Source organism: Thermosynechococcus sp. (assembly GCF_046299655.1).
Lineage (GTDB): Bacteria > Cyanobacteriota > Cyanobacteriia > Thermosynechococcales > Thermosynechococcaceae > Thermosynechococcus.
The window spans coordinates 1-26,036 of the sequence record NZ_JBKBHZ010000014.1; the positions used below are offsets into that span (position 1 = coordinate 1).

Here is a 26,036-nt window from a genome sequence, read left to right on the forward strand (position 1 = left end):
CTGTCACGTTTAAGCCAGTCGTCGAGGATGTCGAACCATCCCCGCTCCGCTGGCGCTCGTCCAATCGCGATCGTCATGGAATTAAATCCTCTTGCAGATATAGATGCCAGATTTAGAACCTTACAGTTGCTGGTAGGACATGATCAGCTCTCTAAGACTTAGGAGCGATCGCTCCAGCATCCTGTTAATTTGGCTTCATAAATAAGAAACCCATCCCCCATAAACGCTTAAGTAAGTAGGCGATTTTACCTAATCACTGTTGGCGCTTACCAAGGGTAGGCTAAGCTTCCCATCAGCATTTGCTGCGGGAGAACTATATTAACGTGATAGCGGAATTCTTACGAAATATCAAGGTGATTGTTGCCTAGCTTCTCAGTTTTCTCATTTTTGAGCAGGGGTTCCAATCTGGCAAGAGAGCAGGAAATTGAGGCCTCAACTCGCAGAGAACATCAGTAAGGAATGTTAACTTTTGTAACACTGCTGCCAGCGGTTACTGCCATAGAAGTCTTGAGCGATCGCCCACAATCCAGAAACAGAGCGATAGCTGTCTTGATAAGATAAGAAAGGTGCAGGATAGTCTTTGCCAACAACTTAAAAAAAAGGAGGCCCGCCATGGCGACAGAGCGACGGGTGGCACGGGTAGCAGAATTGATTAAACGAGAAGTGAGCCAGTTATTAATGTATGAAATCCGCGATGAGCGCGTGGGGGCAGGCATGGTCAGTGTCACCGATGTGGAAGTTTCCGGTGATTTGCAGCACGCCAAGATTTTCGTCAGTATCTACAGTACCGATGAGGTACGGCGCTCAACAATGGCCGGATTGAAGGCAGCTTCAGGCTTTGTGCGACGGGAATTGGGGCAGCGCATTCGCCTGCGGCGGACACCTGAGGTCGTGTTTATTGAGGATCGCTCCCTCGAGCGGGGCAGTCGCGTTCTTTCGCTGCTCAATCAAATTGGGCAACAGCAGCGTGCTTCAGAGGCGCCTGAGGCGGAGTCCTAAGCGCGGTTTTGTCTAGGTGCAACGGATGCAGTAAGGTAGTGTCTTGGCGATGGGGAAGAGCTTTTGCCGCGCTGGGGAGGTGCCAGTAGGGTTTTCAGGATCACAAAGGCCGCAATGCCAATTAAGAAGTAACCAAAGCCCTGCTGAAGTCGCTTTGCAGAAACGCGGTGACTGAGATAACTCCCGACAAGGGAGCCACTAGCGGCTGCTAAAGTGAGCGTCAGGGTCAAGCGTAGATCCAAGCTAACCGTGCCCAGATAGCCCCAAACCGCAGCCGCGGAATTAGCAGTAATAATCAGGAGTGAAGTCCCGATCGCCTGCCGCATTGGAATTTTCCCCAATAAAACAAGGGCAGGCACAATGGCAAAGCCGCCACCAACCCCCACCAACCCCGTGAGAATACCCACACCCAGACCCTCGCTGGGGAGCCATAGCCAACAGTACTTACACACGGGCGGGATATAAAGCTGACTTTCCAGAGACGTTTCTGCAGGGGTGAGTTCAGGGACAGGGGGGCGCTGCTGCCGCCGGATCATTAAAATTGCCGCCACCATCATCGCAACGGCAAAGAGTAAGAGCTGCACCGTATCGGTAATCCAAGGCAGGGCAGCCAGTCGCGCTCCGAGGTAGGCACCCAACATGGTTGCAGAACCGAAAATTAGTGACAGCCGCAAATTGACATAGCCGCGCCGCCATTGGGGAAGCACTGCTAGCAAGCTGACGCTGCCAACAATGACAAGCGTCATCGGGATCGCGACCTTGGTTTCAATGCCCATGACATAGACCAGCACTGGCAGGGCCAGAACGGAACCGCCACCCCCCAATAGACCCAGACTCAAGCCGATGGCGATCGCCAGCCCATGCCCCAACCAGTAGCTGAACATTGCCTACTTCCCTTGGGGACGATTAAAGGGCAGTCGCATCAGCAATTGAGCCATTAGACAGCGACCACTCAGACCGGCAAAGAGCATGCCTGTGCCCACTAGCCCCGCTAGAAAGAAGAAGCCCGAATTCAGCGTAAAGCCCAAGATTACTCCGCTGAGAATCAGGGTACCCGCTACAATTTGCACCTGCCGCATGAGGCTGATTGGGGCGTTAGCAGCGCCACGTACTGCATAACCGGCCTGTTTCCAGCGCTGGATGCCTCCTTCGAGGTTTTTAAGGTTTTGGAACCCCCGCTGGGCAAGGATTTCGTAGGCCATCTGCGATCGCCGACCCGATTCACAGTAGAGCACCACGGGGGTGTTAGAGCTACAGGGGGGTTCAAGTTCCTTCACATTGGCCAAGGGACAGAGTAGCGCCCCCGGAATGTGGGCATTGTTGTATTCGCTTGGCTCCCGCACATCAATCAGCAATACCTGCTGGCGTTGCAGGGCATCGTGCAGTTCAGCCGCAGAAATGAGGGGAGACTCAGTCGTTGTTGTGGTCATCGTCATTGGTTCTCAACTCGTTACTCAAGGTTATCTAGACAGGAGCGATCAGGGGTCAAGGGATTAGACGGCAGCAGCAACCATGCCACACTGCTGGTTAGCGGGCACCGCCTCCATGATTTTCTTGGGATCCGGCAGGTTCAGGTTGGCCATGAATTCAATGAACTGCTGGCGATCGCGACCCACAAAGCGGGGATTAAAGCGTTTTTCCTCCCCAATGGTAGAAACCGTATGACCGCGATAGTCATGGCCAGGATAGACCAAGGTGGTATCTGGCAGCGTAAAGAGCCGCTGCGTTACCGCATCGTACATCGCACCCGCGTCACCACTCTGGAAATCGGTGCGCCCACAGCCACGGATAAAGAGGGAATCTCCCGTCAGTAGGTGGGTACCATTCACCAAAAAGGCCATGTGGCTATCGGTGTGCCCCAAGGTGGCGATCGCTTGAATGGGGATACTGCCAACGTGAATCACTTCCCCGTCTTTGATATAGCTGTCGGCACAGTCCACTTGGGCATTTTCTGGCACGAGGGTTTGGCAGCCTGTCCGTTCGCGGACTTTGCCTGCCCCAGTAATGTGGTCGGCGTGAACATGGGTTTCGAGGCAGTAGCGCAGTTTCAACCCCAGTTGCTCAATTAACTGCACATCGCGATCCACCTGTTCAAGGACGCTATCCACCAAGGCGGCTTCCCGCGTGGCCTCATCGGCAATGAGGTAAGAATAGGTCCAGGTCTCGTAGTCAAAGAGTTGGCGAAATAGCATAGCGGACTCCTTTGGGGGGTAAAGTGTGGAGGGATGCGTTCAGCCTTAGAACTAAATCTAGAACTTTTACTACTCAATTTTATAACCATTTGGTAAATAAACGTCAACCCCCGCACCCCCATTTTTCTAGGGGAAGCCAATTTAGGATAAGAGTAAGGCAGTTTCAGAGCACTGGGGATGTCCACACTACAGCAAATTACCCCTTGGCAGCGGGTAACGGAGGAGCTAACGGCCATTGTCGGCAAGGGGGCTGTCCTCACTAATCCAGCGGCAGCCTTGGTGTATGAATGCGATGGCCTCTCCATGTACCGACAGCGACCCAAGCTGGTCGTGCTCCCCCAAACCACCGCACAGGTCTCAGCGATTCTTAAGGTGTGCGATCGCTATCGGATTCCCTTTGTGGCCCGTGGCGCCGGCACAGGGTTATCCGGGGGTGCTTTACCCCACACCGAAGGGATTCTCATTGTCACCTCTCGCATGAACCAGATTTTAGACATTGATCTGGCCAATCAGCAGGTAGTGGTGCAGCCGGGGGTCATCAATGCCTGGGTCACCCAAGCCGTCGCCGATCAGGGCTTTTACTATGCCCCGGATCCATCGAGTCAAATTATTTGCTCCATTGGCGGCAATGTGGCCGAGAACTCCGGCGGTGTCCATTGCCTGAAGTATGGCGTTACCACGAATCATGTGCTGGGACTGACGGTGGTTTTGCCCAATGGTGAGATTGTTGAACTCGGTGGTGCAGCCCCAGAAATACCCGGCTATGATCTCATGGGGGTTTTTGTTGGCTCTGAGGGCACGCTGGGCATTGCTACGGAAATTCGGCTGCGGATTCTCAAACAGGCGGAGGCGATCGCCGTTCTATTGGCGGACTTCACCACGATTGAAGCGGCCGGCGAAACCGTTTCCGCGATTATTCGTGCCGGTATCATTCCCGCTGGCATGGAAATTATGGACAACCTGAGTATCAATGCCGTCGAAGATGTCGTGGCCACCAACTGCTATCCCCGCGATGCTGGCGCTGTTCTCCTTGTGGAAGTGGATGGTCTAGAAGCAGAAGTGCCCATCTTACAAGAGCGGGTGACACGCATTTGCTATGCACAGGGGGCACGCCACGTTACTGTGGCCACAGAAGCCGAAGATCGTCTCCGTCTTTGGAAGGGGCGCAAAGCCGCCTTTGCTGCTGCGGGTCGCCTCAGTCCGAATTATTTTGTCCAAGATGGGGTGATTCCCCGCAGTCAACTGGCCACTGTCCTCAAGGAAATTGAACAACTGAGTCAGCGCAGTGGCTATCGCATTGCCAATGTTTTTCACGCGGGCGATGGTAACCTGCATCCTTTGATCCTCTATGATCAAGCGGTACCCGGTGCCCTTGCAGAGGTGGAGGCCTTAGGGGGTGAAATCCTCAAGCTCTGTGTGCGCTTGGGGGGGAGTATCTCTGGAGAACATGGCATTGGCAGTGATAAAGCCTGTTTCATGAGTGAAATGTTTAGCCCAGCCGATCTAGAGACGATGCAGCAGGTGCGCTCTGCCTTTGATCCCAAACGTCTAGCCAACCCTGAAAAGGTCTTTCCGACACCGCGAACCTGTGGGGAGGCGGCTCATCAACTCAAAGACTTTCCCAACATTGAGGCATTTTAATGAGTGCAAAAATTCCAGTCACGATTATTACCGGCTTTCTTGGCAGTGGTAAGACAACCCTGATTCGACACTTGCTGCAAAATGCCGCGGGCAGGCGCATTGCCGTGATTGTGAACGAGTTTGGCGATGTCGGTATTGATGGCGAGTTGTTGCAGTCCTGTTGCGATCGCGCGGCGGGCATCTGGGAACTCACCAATGGCTGCCTGTGTTGCACGGTACAGGAGGAGTTTTTGCCAACGATGCAAACCCTTTTGGCACGGCGGCAGGAGATTGATCACATTGTCATTGAAACCTCGGGACTGGCCTTGCCCAAGCCTCTAGTTATGGCCTTTCGTTGGCCGGAGGTGCGCCATGCCGCCACCGTGGATGGGGTTGTCACCGTCGTGGATGGGGTTGCCCTTGCCGCCGGTCAAGTGAGTGCGGATCTAGAAGCGCTCTTTGCCCAGAAAGCAGCCGATCCCAACTTGCAGCATGAGGAAACGCCCCTTGAGGAACTCTTTAATGATCAACTGGCCTGTGCCGATTTAGTCATCCTCAGCAAGGTGGATCAACTGGCTCCCAATCAGGTTGACCATCTAATTGCTGAACTGCGCCGTCAATTGCCCCCCCGCATTAAGCTTCTTGCTGCTTGCCAAGGACAGGTGCCGGCGGATTTGCTGCTGGGATTTAATGCAGCAGTTGAGGAAAACTTGGGGCAGCGGCCCAGTCACCACGATTTTGAGGAAGAGCACGATCACGATGAGCAGATTCAAGCAGTCTGCCTAGAGCTGGGGGCCTGCGATCTACAGCGCTTGCGCCAATCCCTTGAACGATTACTGCAAGTGCCTGACATTTACCGCATCAAAGGCTTTGCCGCTATAGAGGGCAAGCCGATGCGATTGGTAGTCCAAGGGGTCGGTCAGCGGTTAGACTCGTTTTACGATCGCCTGTGGCAAGCGGCAGAACCCCGTCAAACCCGTCTGGTGGTGATTGGTCGTCAGTTGGATCAACAGGAGTTACTGTCCCATTTTGGCTAGGAGGCGATGGCTAGCTTAGAGGAGGTGATTGACCGCCAACTGCACCAACTATTGGGTAGGGGTGCAACGTGGTTCATTGATGTCGGCGATCGCCACCTCAGCATCTGGATTGAAGCCACCAACCTTGATCTCAATCGCCTCGCGAATTGGGGTAAGGCCTTTTGGCAACAGTGGCAGCGGGGCACGTTTCTCCTGTTGGCGGCTGAACCCCATCAGCCATTTCCCTATTGGTGGCAATCTTGGTCTGTGGCGGCACCGACACCATCGGTCACAAGGCTAGGGGAGGGCGAAACCCCTGTGCCCGATCGCTTTATTGTCTGCGGACTTGGCAGCTTGGGGCAATTTTGTATCCAAAGTCTGCGTCGCTTTGCAGGTGAGCATTTGAGTATAGAGATCTGTGCCATTGAACGCCGCGCCAACATTGAGTGGGAAATTCCCCAGTTGACAGAGTTACTCAGTGAACCTGTGATCGTTGGTGATTGTCGCCAAGAGTCAGTTCTCAAGGCGGCTGGGATTGATCGCTGTCGTACCTTACTGGCGGTGACGAGTGATGAGGCTACCAATATTGCGACAGCAATTGTGGCTCGACGCCTAAATCCCCAGGTGCATCTTGTGGTGCGCTCTAGTCGCGATAATCTCAACGCCCTCCTAGAGAAAAAACTGGGGAGCTTTGTGGCCCTCAATCCCACAGAACTGCCGGCGCCGGCCTTTGCCCTTGCGGCCCTTGAGGAAAATATCCTTGCTGCGTTTACAATTGAGGGTCAGCAGTTTCGAGTCTTTCAACAACCAGTTACCGCTGATAGTCCCCTCGTGGGTACACCTGCCCACCGCTGGCAGCGCCGTCACCAACGCCTGATTAGTATTCGTTCTTGCCATTCCCAATCCTCGCTCTTCCAGCCAACTCGCCCCTATCGCCTCTTTAACCATTGGCCGCCAGATTTGCTTTTTGAGGTGGGCGATCGCCCGATTTGGATTGAACGAGTGGAAGTGGTGAAATCCTTGGTTCCTGACCCCCATCCCATCCAGCGCCTCATTCAGCAGGGACGCCAATTGCCTGAGCAGGCAGAACAATTTTGGCAGTGGATCCATAGCGATCGCTCCCGCGAGCTAATCTTCAATGGCCTTTGGATAGGCAGTGGTCTGTGGCTGTTGACTGCTCTGCTACTGCGCTACAACGTCCCTAACCTCAATTGGCAAAAGGCCTTTGCAGCGGGGTTTATCCTCCTACTGGGGGGCTTTGGCGATGTCTTTGGCGGCCTAGAAAATGATCCCGTTCCCCCTTGGCTGCTGGTCGTCTGCATTCTGGTGGCGATCGTCAGTCTTCTTTTTATTGTCGGTGTCTTGGGACTTTTGGCCGAAAAGCTGCTGCAAGCGCGGTTTGAGTTCCTCAAGAAACGTCCTCCCCTGCCCACGGCGGATCACGTGATCGTTGTCGGGTTAGATCGCATTGGGCAGCAGGTGGTGCAGCTCCTCCGCACCTTTCGTCAACCCCTGGTGCTACTGGTGGACAACCCTGAGCAGGCTCAGCTTTTTGAAGACCTGCCAATGCTCCTTGGCAACATTCCTGAAAAGCTCCCCCAAGCCCAGTTGGACACGGCTAAAAGCGTGGTTCTCACCACGGGCGATGAAATGTTGAACCTAGAAGTGGCCTTGATTGCCCGCCAAGCGACAGAGCAGCGCGAGTCTCCCATTGGTTTGGTGATTGGTATCTATGATCCGATCCTCACAGAGGACTTGCGAGATCTGCTGCCCCGTGCCCGCCCCCTCTGTGCCTATGCCCTTGCTGCTGAAGCCTTTGCCGGTGCTGCCTTTGGGGAAACGATGCTCGGTCTGTTTCAAATCGATCAGCAGACAGTACTGATTGCCGACTACACCGTTACCGCCGGTGACACCCTTGAGGGAAAGTTGATTGGGGAAGTGGCCTACGGTTACGCAGTCATCCCTGTTTTCTACCGTCGCCACGAACAGTTTCTCGGCGGTGAGACGAGTCATCAGTTTTTGCCCAGTGATACGCTGCAACTCACGGTGGGCGATCGCTTGGTTGTCTTAGCCACAATTGATGGCCTACGGCGCATTGAACAGGGCAAAATGGCTCCCCGGCGTCTCTGGCGGCTGTGGGTCGGTCCCCCTCGCAATGCAGAAGCCGCCCTCGAAATTGGCAATCTAATCACTAAGATTACAGGCCTGCCCCTAGGGCGATCGCGCGCTTTTATTCAACAACTCCCTGCAGCGACTACCCTTGAAATCTACGAACCCCAAGCCTTTCGCCTCAGTCAACAATTGCAGGCTCTAGCCCCTGTCCGCCTCTTTCCTTTGACATAAAGATCGTGCCTCAACCCCCGAAAAGTCTTAGAACTTCCCATCTCAGGTTCATTGCAGGTGATGCCACATACAGCCCTCAAGGTAAGATCTTAATGTCTTAATGTAAAGATCAACTTAGCCTTGGGCTGTTGCCATGAGTGATAACCGTGAGCACCATCTACTGAACATTGAAGATGAAACGGGTAAGCGCACGATCCCTTTGGATGCAGCAACCTACTCCATTGGCCGCGATGTCACTAATGCGATTATCATTCATGGTCACGGTGTTTCACGGCAACATGCTCTACTGCTGCGGATTCCCTCCCCCAATGGCTACCGCTATCGTGTCGTGGATGGCAATGCCGATGGTAAGCCCAGTGCCAACGGTATCCTAGTGAATGGCCAGCGGGTGCAAAGCCATGAGCTAAAAGATGGCGATGAAATTAACTTCGGCGGATCTGTCAAGGCACACTATGCCACTGTGTCAATGGGCGAGGCGGAGTTTATTAAGTATTTGAAGAGCGTCAACTACCACAGCATCAAGGCCGTGCCCCTGACCTCAACAATTACTCAAGCTGAAGAAGGCGGAGACGATAAAAAATCAGCAGAAGAAACGCAATTGAATGCCACTCCCCCACCGCTGCCCGCCAATGCTACCCCAGAATCAGCGCCAGCTCCCAAATCCTCTCCTCCTTGGCTGCTGATTGTTGGCGGAATTGTCATTGTTCTTTCGATCGCGGGAATTGGCGTTGTGATGATGAACCGACCACCTGCCCCCCAACCGCAGACCCCCACGCAAATGCAGTGATGGCCGATTCCCAAAACTTAGCGCCTACCTTGAACTCCATCTGGCAGCCCCAACCGACGGCGGATGGTTCTTTTACGTTTTTTTCTCCAGAATTTGGGGAAACGTTCCATAGTCTTGGGGGGGCACGTCAAGAAGCTTTTGAAAAGTTCGCGATCGCCACCGATCTGCCCCGCAAAGCCCAAGCCTCCCATCTGCGCCTTTTGGACATCTGCTATGGTTTGGGATACAACACTGCTGCTGCCCTAGAGGTGATTTGGCAGCACAATCCCACCTGTCAAGTCACAGTCATCGGCCTAGAACTGGATCTGCGCGTTCCCCAAGCAGCTTTAGCGGTCATGCCCCCTTGGTCAGCATCGGTTCAAGCGATTCTTGAAGGACTAGCTCAGCAACAGCAGGTAAGCACCCCACAGTGTCAGGCACAGCTTTTTATTGGCGATGCCCGCCAAACGATTCAAGACCTTGTTCGTCAAGGATTCCAAGCAGATGCGATTTTTCTTGACCCCTTTTCACCCCAGCGCTGTCCGCAATTGTGGACAGTGGAGTTTCTCAGCTTAGTGGCGCAGTGTTTGGCTCCTGAGGGGCATTTGGCCACCTATTGTCGTGCCGCTGCTGTTCGTGCCGCTTTGCAGGCGGCGGGTTTACACCTTGGGACGCTGCCGATTGCTGCCCCCCAGCACAGCCATGAATGGGCACAGGGAACGGTGGCTCGCTGGCAAGCCGATCAGCTTATTCCCCTGTCGCTGATGGAGCAGGAACATTTACAAACCCGCGCGGGTATTCCCTACCGCGATCCGCACCTGCGGGATAGTGCGGAGACCATTCGATCGCGCCGCCAAGCCGAGCAGCAAGCCTCTCACCGTGAATCCACCAGCCGCTGGCGACACCGCTGGGGCATTACTTAGACCGGGTATAGGCCACTTTGAGACTCCACAGCAGCAACCCCAACGTCATCGCAGAAATCAGCGCTCCCCACAGCCAATAGGGGAGCCACAGGTACTGCTGGAGAAGCCCCGTATCGGAAAGCTGCTCCCCCAGAATAGCATAGGTAAAGAGGTAGTCCACCTGCTGAAAGGTACTAATACAGGCCTGTACCCCAAGGAACTGAATGGAAATGCCCTTGAGCCAGCGATTGCCGCGATAGGCCACCAGCAGAATGGCAATCCCCACCAACGTCATGAAGACAATGCCAAAGAGCGATCGCACCCACAGCAGCACCGAGGCGAGGATAATCATTCCTAGAGCTTTGAGGCAAATATCTGTGGCACGATGAGAGCGGCTCGACAAAATAAAGAGACTGCCAGCGATCGCGGGTCCCAATGGCCCGCCCATGGCAACTAAGCCATGTCCTAAATTTCCTAGCAGCACCTCGCCCCCATAGCGCGCAAACCCTGAACCACTGGGATAGATGACTAATTCACGAAAATAGCCCCCCAACAAAATCGCCGTAAGACCATGCCCCATCTCATGGAACCACGTGGACAGGATTGTAAAGGGATACAGCAGATAGTTCCCTAAGGGAATCTGCCAAAGAATAATCGCGACAAGGGCGGCGATCGCCAGCAGCAGTGCCGAACGGGGTTTCTCATGGGTTGAAACATCCAGTGGGGTGGACTTGGGGTCTGGACGATAGCCAAACATACGCCCCCCAGCAGGAATTACCGCTTCGGTGCCAAAAACATGATCATATTGCGCCCTTCTTGTTTCGGTGCCTGCTGCACTTCGGCCACCGCTTGCAGGTCATTGGCCATGCGGTTGAGGAGTTCTTCGGCCAAGTGGGAGTGCTGAATTTCCCGCCCTCGGAAGGTCACAGTGGCCTTCACCTTGTCGCCAGCCTTGAGGAAACGCTCGGCGCGGTTGATGCAAACGTTGTAATCGTGTTCCTCGATTTTGTAGCGCATCTTCACCTCTTTGACATCGGAGGTGTGTTGCTTTTTGCGGGCTTCACGCGCCTTCTTCTCCTGCTCAAAGCGAAACTTGCCGTAGTCAATAATTTTGCAAACGGGCGGATCTGCCTTGTCACTGACGAGGACAAGGTCAAGTTCCTTTTCACGGGCGATCGCGATCGCCTCTTGGGACGACATAATCCCCAATTGGGAACCATCACTATCCACCACCCGCACCCGAGGAAAGCAGATGCGCTCATTAATCATGGGTTGTTCTTGCTGTGTTTTCTTAGTAAGAGCCACTGGTACCTGTACTGTCGTTGATAAAGGTTGGTGCAAGGACTGTTCTAGCCTCTGAGGGCAGCTAGAAATGACCCCCTGCCCCTTGCTCTACATCTTAGCGGAGGATTGCCAATAGGAGCTATTCTCTATTCCCCTAGAGACACAGCAACTAACTATTAAAGCAGCACTCGCCATAGTCTTGAGCTTCTTTGTCGTGCCCGTGATCTATATCCTCATTAAGATTAAGAAACTGCTGGCGCGGCTGACCTAGGAGAAACTCGAGGAAGCAACACCCAGGGCGTCTTAAGTTGCTTTACAATTCGCAAAACTCTTGTATCGTGGGGAATGATCCTTTGGCTCGTTCGTGATCATGCCCAAACAACTGGATTTACTGACCTCTGGACAGGTCATTCCGACACCACTGCACAGTGAAATGCAACGCTCCTATCTGGAGTACGCCATGAGTGTGATTGTGGGGCGGGCACTACCAGATGTGCGGGATGGACTAAAACCAGTGCATCGGCGGATTCTCTATGCTATGTATGAGTTGGGGCTGACGCCCGATCGCCCCTTTCGCAAGTGTGCACGGGTGGTAGGGGATGTGCTGGGGAAATATCACCCCCACGGGGATCAAGCGGTCTATGAAGCACTGGTGCGCTTGGTGCAGCCCTTTAGCAGTCGCTATCCCCTCTTGGCCGGGCATGGCAATTTTGGCTCCATTGATGATGATCCACCGGCGGCGATGCGCTATACCGAAACGCGCTTGGCAGCGATCGCCCATCGCACACTCCTAGAGAATATCAGCGACGCCATTGTGGATTTTGTCCCCAACTTTGACAGTTCCCAAGAGGAGCCATTGGTGCTGCCGGCACAACTGCCGATTTTGCTGTTGAATGGCTCAACGGGAATTGCCGTGGGCATGGCGACAAATATCCCACCCCACAATCTAGGGGAAGTGGTGGATGCCCTGATTGCGCTCATTGATCGCCCCCATCTTTCCCTAGAGGAACTGCTCAGCCACTTGCCGGGACCTGACTTTCCCACGGGGGGTGTGATTGTGGATGGGGCAGAATTGCGGCGCGCCTACGCTACGGGTCGAGGCACGATTACACTGCGGGGGGTAGCCACCCTTGAGGATATTCAGCCCGGACGCGGCCGTCACCGCCGCCAAGCAATTGTGGTGACGGAGCTACCCTATCAGGTCAATAAGGCGGCATGGATTGAGAAGGTGGCAGATTTGGTGAATCAAGGTCGCCTTGAGGGCATTGCCGATCTGCGGGATGAGAGCGATCGCGAGGGGCTGCGGGTGGTCATTGAACTGAAGCGGGATGTCTCAGCAGGGCAACTGTTGGAGCAACTCTACCGCTTAACGGCACTGCAAGTCACCTATGGTATTAACTTCATGGCACTGGTGGGCAATCAACCCCGCCAGCTCTCCCTCAAAGAAATTCTCAGTGAGTTTCTCCAGTTCCGTGAACAGACCCTGCTACGGCAGTATCGCCATGATCTCGAAACGGCTCAAGCCCGCCAGCAGGTGGTGACGGGACTTCTCATCGGCCTCAATGCCGTGGATCAGGTGATTGAAATTTTGCGATCGGCAGTGGATGGCAGTACTGCCCAGCAAGAATTGATGACACGCCTAGGTTTGAGCGATCGCCAAGCCGGTGCCCTGATGGCCATGCCCCTACGCCGCCTCACCCAACAGGAGCGCCAAGCATTGGAACGGGAACAGGCGGAGCTACAAGCGCGAATTGCCCGGTTGGCAATCTTGATTGACCGGCGTCCGGAGCGCCTTAAGGCACTGAAAAAAGAATTGCGCCAGTTAAAGAAAGCGTTTGCCGATCCCCGCCGCACCCAAATTCTTGCCGCCCCCCCACTACCCTCCACTCCCCCAGAATCCCCTGCGCGTGACGATACGCCCCTCTGGGTCGAAGTGAATCATCGTGGTTACGGGCGCTGTTTGTCCCAGCGCAGTCGGGGGAATATCCAATTGCAAACGTGGCTACCGTGGTCAGAGCCATTGCCCTTGGCCTTCTCGGTACAGGCTAGGGATCGCCTGTGGGTGTTTACCGGAAGTGGCAAGGTCTATCCCCTGCCCGTAGAGCGATTACCTGTTACTAGCCGTAGCGATCGCGCTCAACCCCTACTGACCCTCTTGCCGGAGTCAGCCCAAGGGGAAACTCTCCTCACTGTCCTCCCCAGTCAACCCACAGTAGAGAAGCTCATCCTCCTGACACGCCAAGGCCGAATAAAGGTCATTCCCATCTCAGACCTCCAAGACCTGAGCGGGCGCGGTCTCCAACTCACGAAACCCAAGGCGAGGGATGCCCTTGGTTGGGTACTACCTGCGGACGCGGATCATTTGGTGTTAGCCACCTCGCGGGGGCGGCTCTTTCACTTTTTCATCCCTGATATTCCAGTTTTGGGACGGCTAAATCAAGGCCAAGCGGCGGTGCGCCTCAGTGGGCAAGAAACCTTGGTGGGGGTGATCGCCCTCTCAGACCAAGAGAATATCATCTTGGTTACCGCTTCAGGCCTTGGCAAGCAACTTCCCCTCTCTCTCCTTGAGGTGGTACCCCTCGGTCATTTAGGCCAGTTGGCGATGCCCCTGCCCCATAGATCAGATCGCTTGGCGGGCATTGGCCGTGGCGGTAGCCCCTTAGCACTAGTGACCACCCAAGAACGGGCGTGGATCACCAACGGCGAAGAGATCCCCATCCTCAATAAAGAGGCGGTGGGGGTGGCGATCGCTCCCCTTGATCCGGGGGAACAGATGCAGGCGGTGGTGCCGATTAGCTAACCCATTCAAGCCACTGACCACAGACCCGCAGCTGGCACCTCCCCGGCAGTGTTGAGGTTTGGCTGCCATTGCCTGCCGCGATCAGGAGACGCACTGCTTCAATCAGGCTGAAATCAATGCCCCGTTTCAGGTGCTGACGCAGAAATCGCTGGATCAAGCGGCGTTGTAGGGCAAGGGGCAATTCCCGTAGGCGTAGCCGATCCAAGGCAGGGGGATGCTCGCGCATCACGGTGGGGGCAAGACGATCCACCTCAGCCTCGAAATAGGCGCGATCGCTAGCCAGCAAGTCAGCGGTTTGGGCAAGTACTGCTTCCACATTTGGATTAAAGTGCTGTTGCAGATAGGGGATTAACTCCAAACGCAGCCGATTGCGGCGATAGTCCAAGTTCTGGTTGGTTTCATCCTGCCAGACGGGTAATTCGTAGGTTTGGCAAAAGGCAGCCGTTTCCGCTCGCGTCATCCCCAGCAGGGGGCGGACTAGTTGAACTGATCCTAGGGAGCGCATGGGCAAAAGAGTGGCTAGGCCGTCGGGGCTAGTGCCACGCAACAGATGCAGCAGAAGACTTTCGGCGCGATCGCTCTGGGTGTGGGCGGTCACCACATGGGTGCAGTGGCAGGCCTTGGCCACCCTCTCAAAGACTTGGTAGCGCCATGAACGGGCTGCAGCTTCCGTTTTGGGGATCTCAGGGGCACTCACCACCTCACAGGGCAGATGCCATCTGTGCGTCAGCTCTTGAACAAAGGCAGCATTGGCAGCGCTATCTTCTCGCCAGCGGTGATCACAATGGATAACCGCCAACTGCCACTGCCAATGGGGCTGCAGATCCACCAAGAGTTGGGTTAGGCAAACCGAATCCTGCCCCCCCGATAGGGCAATGAGAATCCGCGACCCTTGGGGCAGCCATTGTTGGGTTTTTAAGGTGGTATGCAGGCGGGCGTGGTAGAGGCCCCACACGGGCAATCGCTCACTAGAAAAACCAACCGTAGGAGTGCAGGCCTTTCCCTAGCAAATTCACCCCCAAGTAGCAGACCCAGACAACACCCAACCCCACGCTGGCCAGAATCGCCGGCTTCCGTCCCTGCCAATCGCGGGTAATGCGGGCATGCAGATAGGCAGCATACACCAGCCAGACAATGAGTGCCCAAGTTTCCTTGGGATCCCAACTCCAAGGCGCACCCCATGCTTCGTTTGCCCACACAGCACCAGAGATAATGCCAATTGTCAGCAGTGGAAAGCCCAAACCAATCATGCGGTAGCTCAAGTTATCGAGGGTCTCAGCTACGGTTAGGCGTTGCAGACTCAGTTGCAGGGTGGGTTGGGTGAGTACCGTGGTGGTACCGCCCCCGGTCGAGGATTCTAAGGAGGGTTCTGGTGTGCGAGGACGGAAACTGCCGGTGCCCACAGAACTCCCCTTGAGGCTGACGGGTTTACCCCATGTCACCACTAGGAAGGCGATCGCCAGCAGTGACCCCACCATCAAGGTGGCATAGCTGAGCATCATCACACTGACGTGCATCATTAACCAATTGGACTTCAGGGCAGGCACCAGAGGCGCTGACTGTTGCATTTCTGGGGGGAGGCAGAGGGCGGCAAAGGCGGTAATTCCCATGGCCACGGGGGCAGTGACCACCCCCACCAAGCGCTGACCACTGAGGGACTCGGCAACAAGGTGCATCGCTGTCAAGCCCCAGCACAGGAAAAAGAGGGATTCATAGAGGTTGCTAATGGGAAAGTAGCCCCCCTCGATCCAGCGCGCCGTCAGCAGGCCAGTAATACAGAGGTTGGCGATCGCCATGCCAGTGCGACCCGCCGCCGTGAGAACAGGCCATTGGGGAAACGCTGCCCCACACCAGTAGAGCAACATGGTGATAAAAAGCACCGCAAAGGTAGTATTATCCAGCCAACCTTCTAGGGTCAATAAATCCATAGGTTTTCGCCTTGCCAGCCTGCTACTCTTTCGTATTGTACTGTCCGAACCACGCTTTTATGGGATAGGGGAGCCTATTCTGGGCTTAATAAAGAGCCGTACCACAATTTCAGCCTGAATCCCTATAATCAGGGGTGAAGAATCATCATGTTCTATTGTGCTGCTGCTGGAGCGAGAACCCCATGAACGAGCTACGGGCTGCGCTGGAATTGGCAACAGAGGAGGAGTTGCAAGATTTAACAGAAATTCTGTTTCGTCGTCGGCTCAATCCCTTGGACTATCTAACAACGCCGGATCCCATTGCCGTCCAAGCTCAGGATCGCCAAGCATGGCTAGATGACATTGAGGAGCGGTTTCGCTTTTTGGCAGCGGATGGCCTCACTGTTCTCACGGGTAAAGCCCAACAGGTGAGCTATCGGCAAACCCTGATGCGCGTCTGTCGCTATTTAAATATCAAGTTTTCCCCCAGTTGGAGTGTGCCCGAACTGGAAATGGAAATCTTCCTGAATGTCTTGCAGCGGATGTGGAAAAAGCTGGGGGATGACGATCGCAAGGTCTTGGCCGCCCAAATTCAAGATAGCTTGCCCCAACTGCGCAACGGCCACCCCATTTCGATGGAAACCGTGCGCTTGATTCTGGAGGGAGGTGCGGCGATCGCCATCAGCTCCGTTGTCCGCTCAATGGTCGTACAGCAGGTGGCGCGGCAATTTGCGGTTCATTTCGCGGGCTACAAACTCTCCATTACCCCCTTAATCTCACGCGGAGCAGCGATGGGAGCAGCCAAATTTGCTGTGGGGCGCAGTGTCTTGGCCTTTGCGAGTACTGCCCTATGGGTGTGGTTTATTGCCGACTTGGGTTGGCGGGCTATTTCCACGAACTATGCACGCATTATTCCCACCATTTTTGCGATCGCCCAAATTCGTCTTTTGCGGGGTGAGCAGGCCTCTGAGTGGGCAATGGCCTAGAGTGTCATTACTCGCTCTTTATCCAACGTGAGTAGTTGCCGCAGTTGGTCGAGGTTGAGTTCGGTCAGCCAGTGCTCGCCACTACCAACAATCATTTCCGCGAGGGCTTTCTTTTGCTCGATCTGCTCGTGGATCTTCTCTTCGAGGGTGCCCGTGCAGACAAATTTATGGATTTGCACATTGCGCGTTTGGCCAATGCGAAAGGCGCGATCGCTGGCCTGATTTTCCACCGCGGGGTTCCACCAGCGATCGTAGTGGAAGACATGATTGGCACGGGTCAAGTTCAAACCGACACCCCCGGCTTTGAGGGAAAGAATAAAGACTGTGGGTGCCTCCGGATCGTGCTGAAAACGTTCCACCATCAGTTCCCGCTGGGCCTTGGGGGTGCGTCCCGACAGGAAAAAGACCTCCTGCTGTAGCGCCTGCTCTAGATAGGTTTTCAGGTGCTGGCCAAACTCGGCAAATTGGGTAAAAACAAGGGCGCGATCGCCCACTTCCTGAAGCTCCTGCAGCATTTCTATTAGGCGTTGCAATTTACCCGAGCGATCGGGGGCATAGTCTTCCTGCTTGAGATATTGCGCCGGATGGTTACAGATTTGCTTCAGCTTGGTGAGAGTGGCCAAGATATTGCCGCGCCGCTGGATGCCTTCACTGTTTTCAATGGCAGTAAGGGACTCTTCCACCACCGCACTATAAAGCTGCATCTGCTCTAGGGTAAGTCCGCAATAGACCAGCATCTCCTGTTTTTCGGGCAAGTCTTGGAGAATGCTGCGGTCGGTTTTCAGGCGACGCAGAATAAAAGGCTGCACAGAGGTGCGCAGGGCGTTGAGGGAGGTGGTATCGCCATAGCGTTCAATCGGGCGCACATAGCGGTGCTGAAAGTAGGTGCGATTGCCCAAGTACCCCGGATGTAGAAACTCCATAATCGACCAGAGTTCAAGAAGACGATTTTCGAGGGGGGTTCCCGTCAGGGCAATGCGAAACTGGGCGGCAAGGTCTCGGGCGGCTTGGGACTGCTGGGTGTTGGCATTTTTGATGTTTTGGGCTTCATCGAGGACTAGATGCTGCCATGACACCTGTTGAAGGGTGGCGCGATCGCGCTGCAGGAGGGCATAACTGGTGAGAATCAAATCGTGAGCTTCGACTTTGTTCACAAACGCCTTGCCCTTGGGGCGATCGCTGCCGTGGTGGATGTAGGGGCGCAATGTCGGCGCAAATTTTTGACACTCCCGTAGCCAGTTCCCCAGTACCGAAGTGGGACAGATCAAGAGTGTGGGTCGGTAGGCACGTCCTGCTTCCTTGAGGTGGAGCAAAAAGGCCAACAGTTGAATGGTTTTGCCTAAGCCCATATCATCCGCCAAGCAAGCCCCCAGCCGCCAGCGTTCCAAAAAACTCAACCACGCCACCCCCCGTGCTTGGTAGGGACGCAGTTCACCACAAAATTCCTGCGGTGTCGGCACTGGATCAAGGGTTTGTTTACCCGTGAGGCCATCGAGTAGTGCCTGAAGGGCATCATTGGCGTCTAAGCCAAGAATGGGTAACTTGGCCACCGTCACCGTATCCCCCGTCGCAATGCGCAGCGTATCGGCAAGGGAGAGTTGGGTCTTTTGGGGAGATTGCAGAAATTCTTGAGCCGCTTTGACCTCTTGGGGACGCAGCAGCACCCACTCACCATTGAGGTAAACAAGGGGAGTCTCTTGGCGGCGCAGTTGCTCAAAATCCGCTTCCGAGAGGAGATGCTGCCCCAACTGTAATTGCCACCGAAACTGCAACAGGCTCTCCATACTCAAGCCGCTGGTGGCCGTAGGCGGCAATGTAGCAATCATCTTTAGACCCAAGCGATGCTGGGAGCTATTGCGGCGTAAACTGGGGGGCAAAATAATCGCAACCCCCTGCTGCTCAAGGGGGGGAATGGCACTTTGCAAGAAGGCATAAACTTCCGTTGTTTGCAGCGTCAGATCCACAGGGGAGGGTTCCTGGAGAGCGCGATCCAGGGGGCGATAAATCCGTGAAGCCAAACCGAGTCCCCGCAGTAGGGTCTCTTGGGGCTGCCAGAGCACTTGTCCTTGATAGAGCAGGGACTCTTGGGTGCATTGCCAAATCTCCGCCGCTGCCAGCATTGTGTCCGTTTCGCCCTCAGTTTGTAAGCCAAAGGCCAAGCGCCAGTCACCCTCAGCAGTTTCCGGGGGCACCAGTTGCAGCGCCAGCCGCCATTGGGGACGCAGATCCAACTGCTCGCGGTAGGGTTCTTGCCAACGTTGGAGCCGTTCTACAAAAGAAGGCGGCAGCTCCGTCCCTTGCCCTGTTTTTAGGAAAGTCAGCCAGTGACTGTGCTCCTTGCCCAAGCCGACTTTGGGTAAGTCTAGGGAAGCAAGGGCAGTGTGGAGATAGCCCTGCAAGGTGTGGTGGAGAAAATCCGCTAATAGGTCTGTGGCATGGGGGGGAAATCGCAGAGCCGTGGCATCTTCTTGATAACAGCGGCACAGATGCGGCATCAGTTGGCTAAATTGGCGAAAGCGATCGCGATCGCCCCTGTGGGTAAGGAGAATCCGCCAGCCCTCAGCCGTCGGCAGATATTGACCGCGCACAATTAAATCCAGCAACCAGCGACTTACGTGAAACCAATAGCGCAAGTCATCGCCAATGCCGCCACTGGCTTGGCCGTGAAGACTCAGTTGATGCAGTTGCTCTAAAACCGCTGAGGCAGGAATTGACCAGCCCGGCACCTCCCAGAGAAACAGCGGTTCGCCGTTGGCTTCTGCTAAGGGGGATGGCACAAGGTCATTGCCCTGCACTTGGGCGGGTAAAGCCGCATACGTAAAACTAGGACTCGCCTTGGCAAGGGACAGCTTCAGGGGAGCCGCATAGGGATAGACAGGCACCGTCGTTGATGCCCAAGGCGTGGTTGCCTGAGCCAGCGATCGCCATTCTTCTGCCCATAAAAAGAATTGTGGGGTTGGCGCTGCCAGCCATGTCCCGTGCAGGATTGCCATAGGCTACTTTCAAGATATTCACTTAGGTGTCACGTATGTCCTGCGTTCAGTCTAAGGGAAGGTCTTCACCGCAGCGGGGAGTAATCTAGAGGGCACGTAGATTTAATGTAAATGTTTCAGGAACGATTCAACCTCCTGCGGGGGCATGGGTCGAGCTAACAAATAGCCTTGACCATAGCAACAGCCCAATTTCTTCAACTGTTTTAATTGTTTGGGGGTCTCGATGCCCTCGGCAATGGTTCCAAATCCAAGGTGGTGAGCCAGCAAAATAATCATCTCCACAATGCGGTAGTTTTCCGGCTTGTCCAATTCCCGCACAAATGAGCGATCCACCTTCAAGTGATGAATTGGCAGGCGGTGCAAATAACTCAAACAGGAATAGCCGGTGCCAAAATCATCGATGCTAATTTCAATGTCGCGATCGCCCAAAGCCGTCAATAGGCCTAGCATTTCTTCTCCCAAGTCCAGCGCCATGCGTTCCGTTAACTCCAAAATCAACTGTCCCTTGGCAAGGGGGTAGGTTTGGCGCAGGGCATCCAACTGCCGGAAAAAGTGCGGATGTTTCAAGGTTTTTGCCGAGAGATTGACACTCAGCATGAGCTTGGCCGCTTGGGGAAAGCGCTCTTGCCACGCCTTAAACTGGCGGCAGGCCTGCTCTAGCACCCACTGATCCAGAGCACCGATTAACTCTGTATCCTCCGCTATCTGCACAAACTGGGCCGGGGAAATGACCTCCCCACTGGAATGTCGCCAGCGCACCAAGGCCTCTAGGCCGGCCAACTGCTGCTTTTTCAACTCAAAGAAGGGCTGATAGACCATTTGTAGGTCATTGTTGTTAATGGCGCAGCGCAGATCATGCTCTAGACGCAGGGTTTGCCAGATGGTGGTCTGCATCTGAATATCAAACAGGGCATAGCCACCCTGACGCTCTGCTTTGGCACGATACATAGCAATATCGGCATCGCGGATCACCTGAAAGCTCTGGTCGTACTCGCGCTGCGCAAAGACAATGCCGATACTCACATTCACGTAGAGTTGCAGTTCATCAACGTCCAAGGGATGCTTGAGCTGCTGCAATAGGTCTTCAGCAATGGCAATGGCTTCTTCGCGATTTCTCAGACCAGTGGCCAAGATGGCAAATTCATCGCCGCCAAAGCGAGTCACGAGGTACCGCGGGTTAATCCATTGACGGAGGCGCTGCGCAAAACTAACGAGCAGGCGATCGCCCACCTGATGGCTGAGGCTATCGTTGACCAGCTTAAAGCGATTCAAATCCAAAAAGAGAAGCGCGTAATGAAAATCGGACTGGCGTTGCGCTTGGGCAATGGCCTGAGTGAGTTCCTGATCAAGATAAAAGCGATTTGGCAAACCAGTCAGGGGGTCATGGTAGGCTTGGTGCTTCAATTGTTTCTGCGCCTGCACCCAAGGGGTGACATCGCGAGAGGCCGCTTGCAGATGCTGTAATTGACCATCGGGAGTGTATTGGGGCTTAATTAGGGTTTCAAACCAGTGGAGCGTGCCGCTGGCACTGGCCACTCGATGGGTCAGAGGCCAAAAGCGCTGCTGCTGCACCATCTGCTGTAACTCTTGCCTGACGCGGGAGCGCTCCTGAGGCGGACAAAATTCTGCAAACGCCCGGTCAATCATTGCCTGGGGAGCAATCCCCAGTAGCATTTCACAGGAAGGACTCACGTACTTGCACTGCCCTTGGGGATCCAGCAGGCAGATAATATCACTGGTGTTTTCCGCCAGTAGCCGATAGCGTTGTTCGCTTTCTTTGAGGGCAATTTCAGCATTTTTGCGCTCGGTAATATCAATTTGTGTGCCGATCACCTTGCAGGGGTGGTGATTCTTATTCTCCTGTCCATTCTCACCATAGAGAAACGTCGTCCTGGCATAAAACCAGCGATAGAAACCGTCACGATGCCGCAGGCGAAATTCAAGAGTCTGGGAATCAGTGCTCCTAAGGAAAGTGCGGAAAAACTGCAATGCCGATTCCCGATCCTCGGGGTGAAGGCGGTTGCGCCAATCCTCTAGGGTAAAGACTGCCGTGGGTGGCTCCCCCAGTTGCTGCTTGTAGCTGTCAGAAACCCAAAAGATTTCGGTTTCCCAATCAAAGGAGTAAAAGCCAATGCCGGCAGTGGCCATCGCCATTTCTAGCTGCGCCTGTTGCTCCCTTAAGCGCTCGCGGACTTGCCGCTGCTCTGTGACATCCAAGACCAGGGTGTGCCACAGGATACCGCCATCCTCAAGGGCTTCTGGCTGCCCTGCCCCCTCTAGCCAGCGCACCTCCCCGTCGGGACGCAAAATGCGAAACTGCCACTGCCAGGGGGTAAGGGCTTCTGCTGAGCGGCGCACCGACTCCCAAGTGGCGGTGTAATCTTCGGGATGCACCAATGCCCAGAGGACTTTGCCATCGGCGGCGGCAGCCTCGGCTGAAACACCCCAAATCTTTTCGCAAAGGGGGTTAAGGTAAAACACTTGAATCTGACCATCAGCCCGTTGCAGATAGCGAAAGAGTGCCCCCGGCAGATTCATGGCTGTGCGGCGAAGGCGTTCTTCACTGCGGCAGAGGGCTGCTTCGGCTTGGCGGCGCTGCTCTAGCTCCTGCTGCAATTGTTGGTGCAAGGTGGCTTGATGGATGGCCACTTCTAGTTGGGTGGCCACAGCACGCACAAGGGAAATCTCTGCTGCTGACCAAGGGTGAGGGCGCTTCAGGGTAAAAACCGTCAGGCTTCCCCACAACTGATCATTGACTCGTAAAGGGGTGAGGAGCCACGCCCCTGGAAAGGTCTGGGCAATGGTTTGATTCAGCGGATCCGTAATTGCCTGGGTATCGGCGATCGCCACCACCTCCCCCCGCTTCAGGCGATCGGCAAAGGGGTTGTCAGCATCGGGGATTTCAAAGCCCACCAAGGAGGTAAAGTCTGGGTCATGGTAGTACTCGGCAATGTGCCGCCAAACTTGAGCTTCGGGCAAATACTGCACCACACAGGCATCGAGTCCCAAGCCCATCTGGGCAACCTCACGGACGGCCGTGCGAAAAATCGTCTCCAAATCCAAGGAGTTGCGGATAGCTTGGCTAATGCGGTTCAGGGTTTGCTCCCGCCAGAGCTGCTCCTTGAGGGCGGTAATATCGCGACCGACCGACTGGATTTCCTGCAGTTGCCCTTCGGAATCGAAGACGCCAAGACTCACCCACTGCGTCCAGATCACTGCGCCTTGAGCGGTCTGGAGACGGGTTTCCGCCGTAAAGGTTGGAGCTGCGGGGGTGAGGGCAGCCAAGGCTTCAAGAAGCGGTGTTAACTCTGAGGCACAGACCAATTCCGCCCACTGCCGGCCAATGACTTCTTGGGGGGATCGCCCGACGGCTCGGCAAAAGGCCTGATTGGCAAAGGTGATGGTGGTTGCAGGGGTCGAGCGCACCACGAAATCGGTCTGGGTTTGAAGCATCTCGCGGTAGCGATTGGCTTGGGTTTGGAAATGGTTGGCCAGAATGCGCTGCTCAATTTCCTGCTGCTTGCGATCGCTGATGTCAAAGTAGGCAGCAAGGCTACCCGCTACCTCCCCTTGGCGAGTTAAAAGGGGAATGCCATAGACTTCCAGACTGATGCGACTCGATGCCCGCTGCACATCCAATTCCACTGGCCCGACACAAACCCCCTGCAAGGCCAAAAGCGGGGGCAGCTCTTCCTTGAGATAGGGGCGATCGCTATCGCAATAGTAGAATTTCAGACTGGCCTGAATTGCGTCGCAGGGATAGTGTGGGTCAGGAATACCCAGCAGTTTGCGTCCCCGTGGATTGGTATAAACCAATTGACCCCCAGGATTATAAAGGCAAATGCCTACAGGTAAAGCATCAAAAATAGTGGCTAAACAATGCTCAATCTCCTCGGCGCTAAGCTCCCGCAAAACGTGAATCAAGGTGCTCTCTGCTGCTATTTGAGGGAACAGGCCGCTCTCGAACATTACAAAAGACCCAGTGAAAGAATAACCATAAAAAAACTCTAGCAGTTGCTACTATTTCCAAAAGTTACCCTAATAACTCATTTTCATAGTTTTAGTTTAACTTTAGCTTTCGGTTTTGCACGGTTCCTCAATAGATGCCGCAGGCACCTGCGCAGCCAGCCATTTAGCATATAAGTCTGGTCGGCGTTGACGAGTGCGCTCAATCTGTTGCGATCGCCGCCACGCAGCAATTTTCTCATGATGGCCAGAGAGCAAGACCGGCGGTACAGTCCAGCCCCGAAACTGCGGCGGGCGCGTGTAGTGGGGATAGTCCAGCAGGCCCTCTTCAAAGCTGTCGTGATGTAATGAGGCCTCCTTGCCTACAGTACCGGGGAGTAAGCGCAGCACGCCATTGAGGATCACCAGGGCTGGAATCTCGCCACAGGTGAGGACAAAATCACCAATGGAAATCTCTTGGGTCACTAAATGCTCCACCACTCGTTCATCCACCCCTTCGTAGTGGCCACAGAGAATCACCAATTGATCCAATTCCCGTGCCCAATGCCAAAGATGAGCTTGTTGAAGGGGTTCTCCTTGAGGGGTGACATAGAGAATTTCCCGCCGTGGTAAAGCAGGTAGCGATTCTACCGCCGCAAAGAGAGGTTCAGGCTTCATCACCATCCCCACCCCCCCACCATAGGGTTCATCATCAACGCGATGGTGTTTGTCGGTACTAAAATCCCGTGGGTTGGTGAACACCACCTCGGCAATCCCCCGCGCCAAGGCTTTAGCCATTAGCCCAGTGCTGAGGGGTGAGGCAAAAAATTCGGGAAAGAGGGTAATAATGTCAAAACGCATCACCGACAGCGGCAAGGCAGAGAACCGTAGTAGGCAAGGGCACACAATTGGCCGATACGAGGAATTTTATCGACAGCAGCCATTTATGGCTAGCGATCGCCCCAACCAAGGAATGAGGCGGGCTGCGACGAGGAGAAGTGGGCAAGCCATGCGGGTCTCCTAGGGAAGGAACATCAGTTTTCGGATAGGGGAGCTGCTTGCCTGTGGCTTATTTGTTTAGTGCAATCTTACAAAGAAATGGTATTAGCTGAAAAGTTTGCAGTTAAATGTTTTACTGATTTTAGGCGCTTTCTGCGGCTTTCTGCTGTCTTTGCCCCCCACAGCCCATCCTTGCCGTGTTGATCTGTTACAACCTTTGCGAGGTAGATTCTCTCTATTCCTGAAGCCCGCCATGACCGCTGAGCAGTATCTCAATCACCCCACCTTTGGCTTACTCTACGGGGTCTGCCCGCTAGATGAGCATCGGCAACTATTTACCACCTTGTATGCACAGCGGCTGTTTTTTATTGTCAGCCAAAAAGCCGGGGGGATGAGCTTTGAGTCTATCAGTCGGACAGAGGCGCGGATGCTCATTGAACAGCGGTTGCGATCGCTCCGTCGCCTTGGCAAAATGGCTGAATACCAAGCGCTACAGGCGATTCATCGCCAAGCTTTTCTGTAGGAGAGCAGACTTCCGCCATGAAAACCAAGACATGGCAAATTAAAGACGTGGCTGAGCAGTTGCAAATTCATCCGCAAACACTGTACTACTACGAGCGCATTGGTTTATTGCCGACGCCGCAGCGCACTCCAGCGGGCTATCGCCAATTTACCGAGGTGGATATCGAGCGCTTGCAATTTATTCAACGCGCAAAGGCGCTGGGATTTCGCCTCAAGGAGATTCGCCAACTGCTGGAACTACGAGAGCAGCGCACCCTCACCTGTTGGGCAGTGTATGAGCAACTCCAACAGAAAATTGCTGCCATTGAAGTTCAGATGCTGGAGTTACAGGCACTCAAGCAGGAATTGGAGAGCCTTCTGCAGGAATGCCACAGCCGCCTTGGCAGCGTGACGATGGATCAAGCCTGTACCCTATTGGAGGAGTCAGCAGCAGCCTCTTGACCCTGTAGTGAGGTATAGGGTTTAGCCTAGGGGTAGAAAAACTGCTTGAGGAAAACCCGTATGAGTCAACTCACAATTGAGGTTCTGGGGACAGGCTGTAAAAAGTGCCACGAATTGGAAGCAAATGCCCGAGCTGCCCTTGCCCAGTTAAACTTGACCGCGGAGGTGAATCATATTACCGATCCCTTGGCGATCGCCGACTGTGGCGTGATGCGCACCCCCGCCTTGCGGATCAATGGTCAAGTGGTCTCCCAAGGTAAGGTTCTGAGTGCGGCGGAAATTGCCGCGTTACTCCCCCGCTGAGATTCCCCAAGGAGAGAG

At 54.7% G+C, this 26,036-nt stretch carries 21 protein-coding genes; 11 read left to right on the top strand and 10 right to left on the bottom strand.

Annotated elements, in window-relative coordinates; genetic code table 11:
* Positions 1-612: 612 nt before the first annotated feature.
* Positions 613-999: a 30S ribosome-binding factor RbfA gene (rbfA, locus tag ACK4HN_RS09295; RefSeq protein WP_409849839.1), complete on the top strand. Its 387-nt coding sequence runs from the start codon at positions 613-615 to the stop codon at positions 997-999.
* On the opposite strand, the gene ACK4HN_RS09300 is transcribed toward rbfA, so the two are convergent.
* The 3 genes from ACK4HN_RS09300 to ACK4HN_RS09310 form a co-directional block, all read right to left on the bottom strand.
* Entirely contained in the window at positions 996-1,883 is an 888-nt protein-coding gene (locus ACK4HN_RS09300) for a sulfite exporter TauE/SafE family protein (protein WP_409869835.1), read from the bottom strand. The two genes, rbfA and ACK4HN_RS09300, sit on opposite strands and share 4 nt — an antisense overlap.
* 3 nt (positions 1,884-1,886) lie before the next feature.
* Complete coding sequence (locus ACK4HN_RS09305) at positions 1,887-2,429, bottom strand: rhodanese-like domain-containing protein (RefSeq protein ID WP_409869833.1); 543 nt, start codon at positions 2,427-2,429, stop codon at positions 1,887-1,889.
* 63 nt (positions 2,430-2,492) lie between these two features.
* On the bottom strand, positions 2,493-3,191 hold the full coding sequence (locus ACK4HN_RS09310; protein WP_409869831.1) for an MBL fold metallo-hydrolase: 699 nt from the start codon (positions 3,189-3,191) through the stop codon (positions 2,493-2,495).
* A 177-nt stretch (positions 3,192-3,368) separates the two neighbouring features.
* Here ACK4HN_RS09310 and ACK4HN_RS09315 point away from each other — a divergent pair, with 177 nt between their 5' ends.
* The 5 genes from ACK4HN_RS09315 (at position 3,369) to ACK4HN_RS09335 (ending at position 9,859) form a co-directional block, all read left to right on the top strand.
* Positions 3,369-4,832, top strand: a complete 1,464-nt coding sequence (locus ACK4HN_RS09315) for an FAD-linked oxidase C-terminal domain-containing protein (protein WP_409869830.1) — start codon at positions 3,369-3,371, stop codon at positions 4,830-4,832.
* Positions 4,832-5,848 (top strand): cobalamin biosynthesis protein CobW, encoded by a 1,017-nt coding sequence (gene cobW, locus ACK4HN_RS09320; protein ID WP_409869828.1) that lies wholly within the window; start codon positions 4,832-4,834, stop codon positions 5,846-5,848. Before ACK4HN_RS09315 ends, cobW begins: the two co-directional genes overlap by 1 nt.
* Positions 5,849-5,854: 6 nt before the next feature.
* Entirely contained in the window at positions 5,855-8,170 is a 2,316-nt protein-coding gene (locus tag ACK4HN_RS09325) for a potassium channel family protein (RefSeq protein WP_409869826.1), read from the top strand.
* A 133-nt stretch (positions 8,171-8,303) separates the two neighbouring features.
* Positions 8,304-8,957, top strand: a complete 654-nt coding sequence (locus ACK4HN_RS09330) for an FHA domain-containing protein (RefSeq protein ID WP_409869824.1) — start codon at positions 8,304-8,306, stop codon at positions 8,955-8,957.
* Positions 8,957-9,859 carry a tRNA (5-methylaminomethyl-2-thiouridine)(34)-methyltransferase MnmD gene (locus tag ACK4HN_RS09335; RefSeq protein WP_409869822.1) on the top strand — a complete coding sequence of 301 codons (903 nt, stop codon included), beginning with the start codon at positions 8,957-8,959 and terminating at the stop codon, positions 9,857-9,859. Before ACK4HN_RS09330 ends, ACK4HN_RS09335 begins: the two co-directional genes overlap by 1 nt.
* On the opposite strand, the gene ACK4HN_RS09340 is transcribed toward ACK4HN_RS09335, so the two are convergent.
* A complete protein-coding gene (locus tag ACK4HN_RS09340; protein WP_409877559.1) occupies positions 9,852-10,595 on the bottom strand; it encodes a M50 family metallopeptidase in 744 nt (247 codons plus the stop codon). The two genes, ACK4HN_RS09335 and ACK4HN_RS09340, sit on opposite strands and share 8 nt — an antisense overlap.
* Before the next feature lie 17 nt (positions 10,596-10,612).
* The gene (infC, locus tag ACK4HN_RS09345) at positions 10,613-11,107 is read right to left on the bottom strand and encodes a translation initiation factor IF-3 (protein WP_409869839.1); all 495 of its coding nucleotides are present in this window, start codon (positions 11,105-11,107) and stop codon (positions 10,613-10,615) included.
* A gap of 385 nt (positions 11,108-11,492) precedes the next feature.
* Between infC and ACK4HN_RS09350 the strand changes: the two genes are divergently transcribed.
* Positions 11,493-13,922 (top strand): DNA topoisomerase (ATP-hydrolyzing) subunit A, encoded by a 2,430-nt coding sequence (locus ACK4HN_RS09350; RefSeq protein ID WP_409877560.1) that lies wholly within the window; start codon positions 11,493-11,495, stop codon positions 13,920-13,922.
* Here ACK4HN_RS09350 and tilS read toward each other — a convergent pair.
* Both tilS and ccsB read right to left on the bottom strand, forming a co-directional pair.
* On the bottom strand, positions 13,915-14,877 hold the full coding sequence (gene tilS, locus ACK4HN_RS09355; protein WP_409869837.1) for a tRNA lysidine(34) synthetase TilS: 963 nt from the start codon (positions 14,875-14,877) through the stop codon (positions 13,915-13,917). The genes ACK4HN_RS09350 and tilS overlap by 8 nt on opposite strands.
* Positions 14,878-14,890: 13 nt before the next feature.
* A complete protein-coding gene (gene ccsB / locus ACK4HN_RS09360; RefSeq protein WP_409869817.1) occupies positions 14,891-15,850 on the bottom strand; it encodes a c-type cytochrome biogenesis protein CcsB in 960 nt (319 codons plus the stop codon).
* A 182-nt stretch (positions 15,851-16,032) separates the two neighbouring features.
* Between ccsB and ACK4HN_RS09365 the strand changes: the two genes are divergently transcribed.
* Positions 16,033-16,815, top strand: a complete 783-nt coding sequence (locus ACK4HN_RS09365; RefSeq protein WP_409869816.1) for a YaaW family protein — start codon at positions 16,033-16,035, stop codon at positions 16,813-16,815.
* Here ACK4HN_RS09365 and ACK4HN_RS09370 read toward each other — a convergent pair.
* The 3 genes from ACK4HN_RS09370 to trmD form a co-directional block, all read right to left on the bottom strand.
* A complete protein-coding gene (locus ACK4HN_RS09370) occupies positions 16,812-19,808 on the bottom strand; it encodes a DEAD/DEAH box helicase (protein WP_409869814.1) in 2,997 nt (998 codons plus the stop codon). The genes ACK4HN_RS09365 and ACK4HN_RS09370 overlap by 4 nt on opposite strands.
* A 102-nt stretch (positions 19,809-19,910) precedes the next feature.
* Positions 19,911-23,732 (bottom strand): EAL domain-containing protein, encoded by a 3,822-nt coding sequence (locus ACK4HN_RS09375; protein WP_409877562.1) that lies wholly within the window; start codon positions 23,730-23,732, stop codon positions 19,911-19,913.
* 147 nt (positions 23,733-23,879) lie between these two features.
* A complete protein-coding gene (gene trmD / locus ACK4HN_RS09380) occupies positions 23,880-24,614 on the bottom strand; it encodes a tRNA (guanosine(37)-N1)-methyltransferase TrmD (protein ID WP_409869359.1) in 735 nt (244 codons plus the stop codon).
* A 391-nt stretch (positions 24,615-25,005) separates the two neighbouring features.
* Between trmD and pipX the strand changes: the two genes are divergently transcribed.
* The 3 genes from pipX to ACK4HN_RS09395 are packed head-to-tail and all read left to right on the top strand — an operon-like array spanning position 25,006 to position 26,018.
* Positions 25,006-25,275 (top strand): transcriptional coactivator PipX, encoded by a 270-nt coding sequence (pipX, locus tag ACK4HN_RS09385; RefSeq protein ID WP_409869360.1) that lies wholly within the window; start codon positions 25,006-25,008, stop codon positions 25,273-25,275.
* Between the two features lie 17 nt (positions 25,276-25,292).
* Entirely contained in the window at positions 25,293-25,715 is a 423-nt protein-coding gene (locus ACK4HN_RS09390; protein ID WP_409869361.1) for a heavy metal-responsive transcriptional regulator, read from the top strand.
* A 60-nt stretch (positions 25,716-25,775) separates the two neighbouring features.
* Positions 25,776-26,018: a thioredoxin family protein gene (locus ACK4HN_RS09395; protein WP_409869362.1), complete on the top strand. Its 243-nt coding sequence runs from the start codon at positions 25,776-25,778 to the stop codon at positions 26,016-26,018.
* Positions 26,019-26,036: the final 18 nt, after the last annotated feature.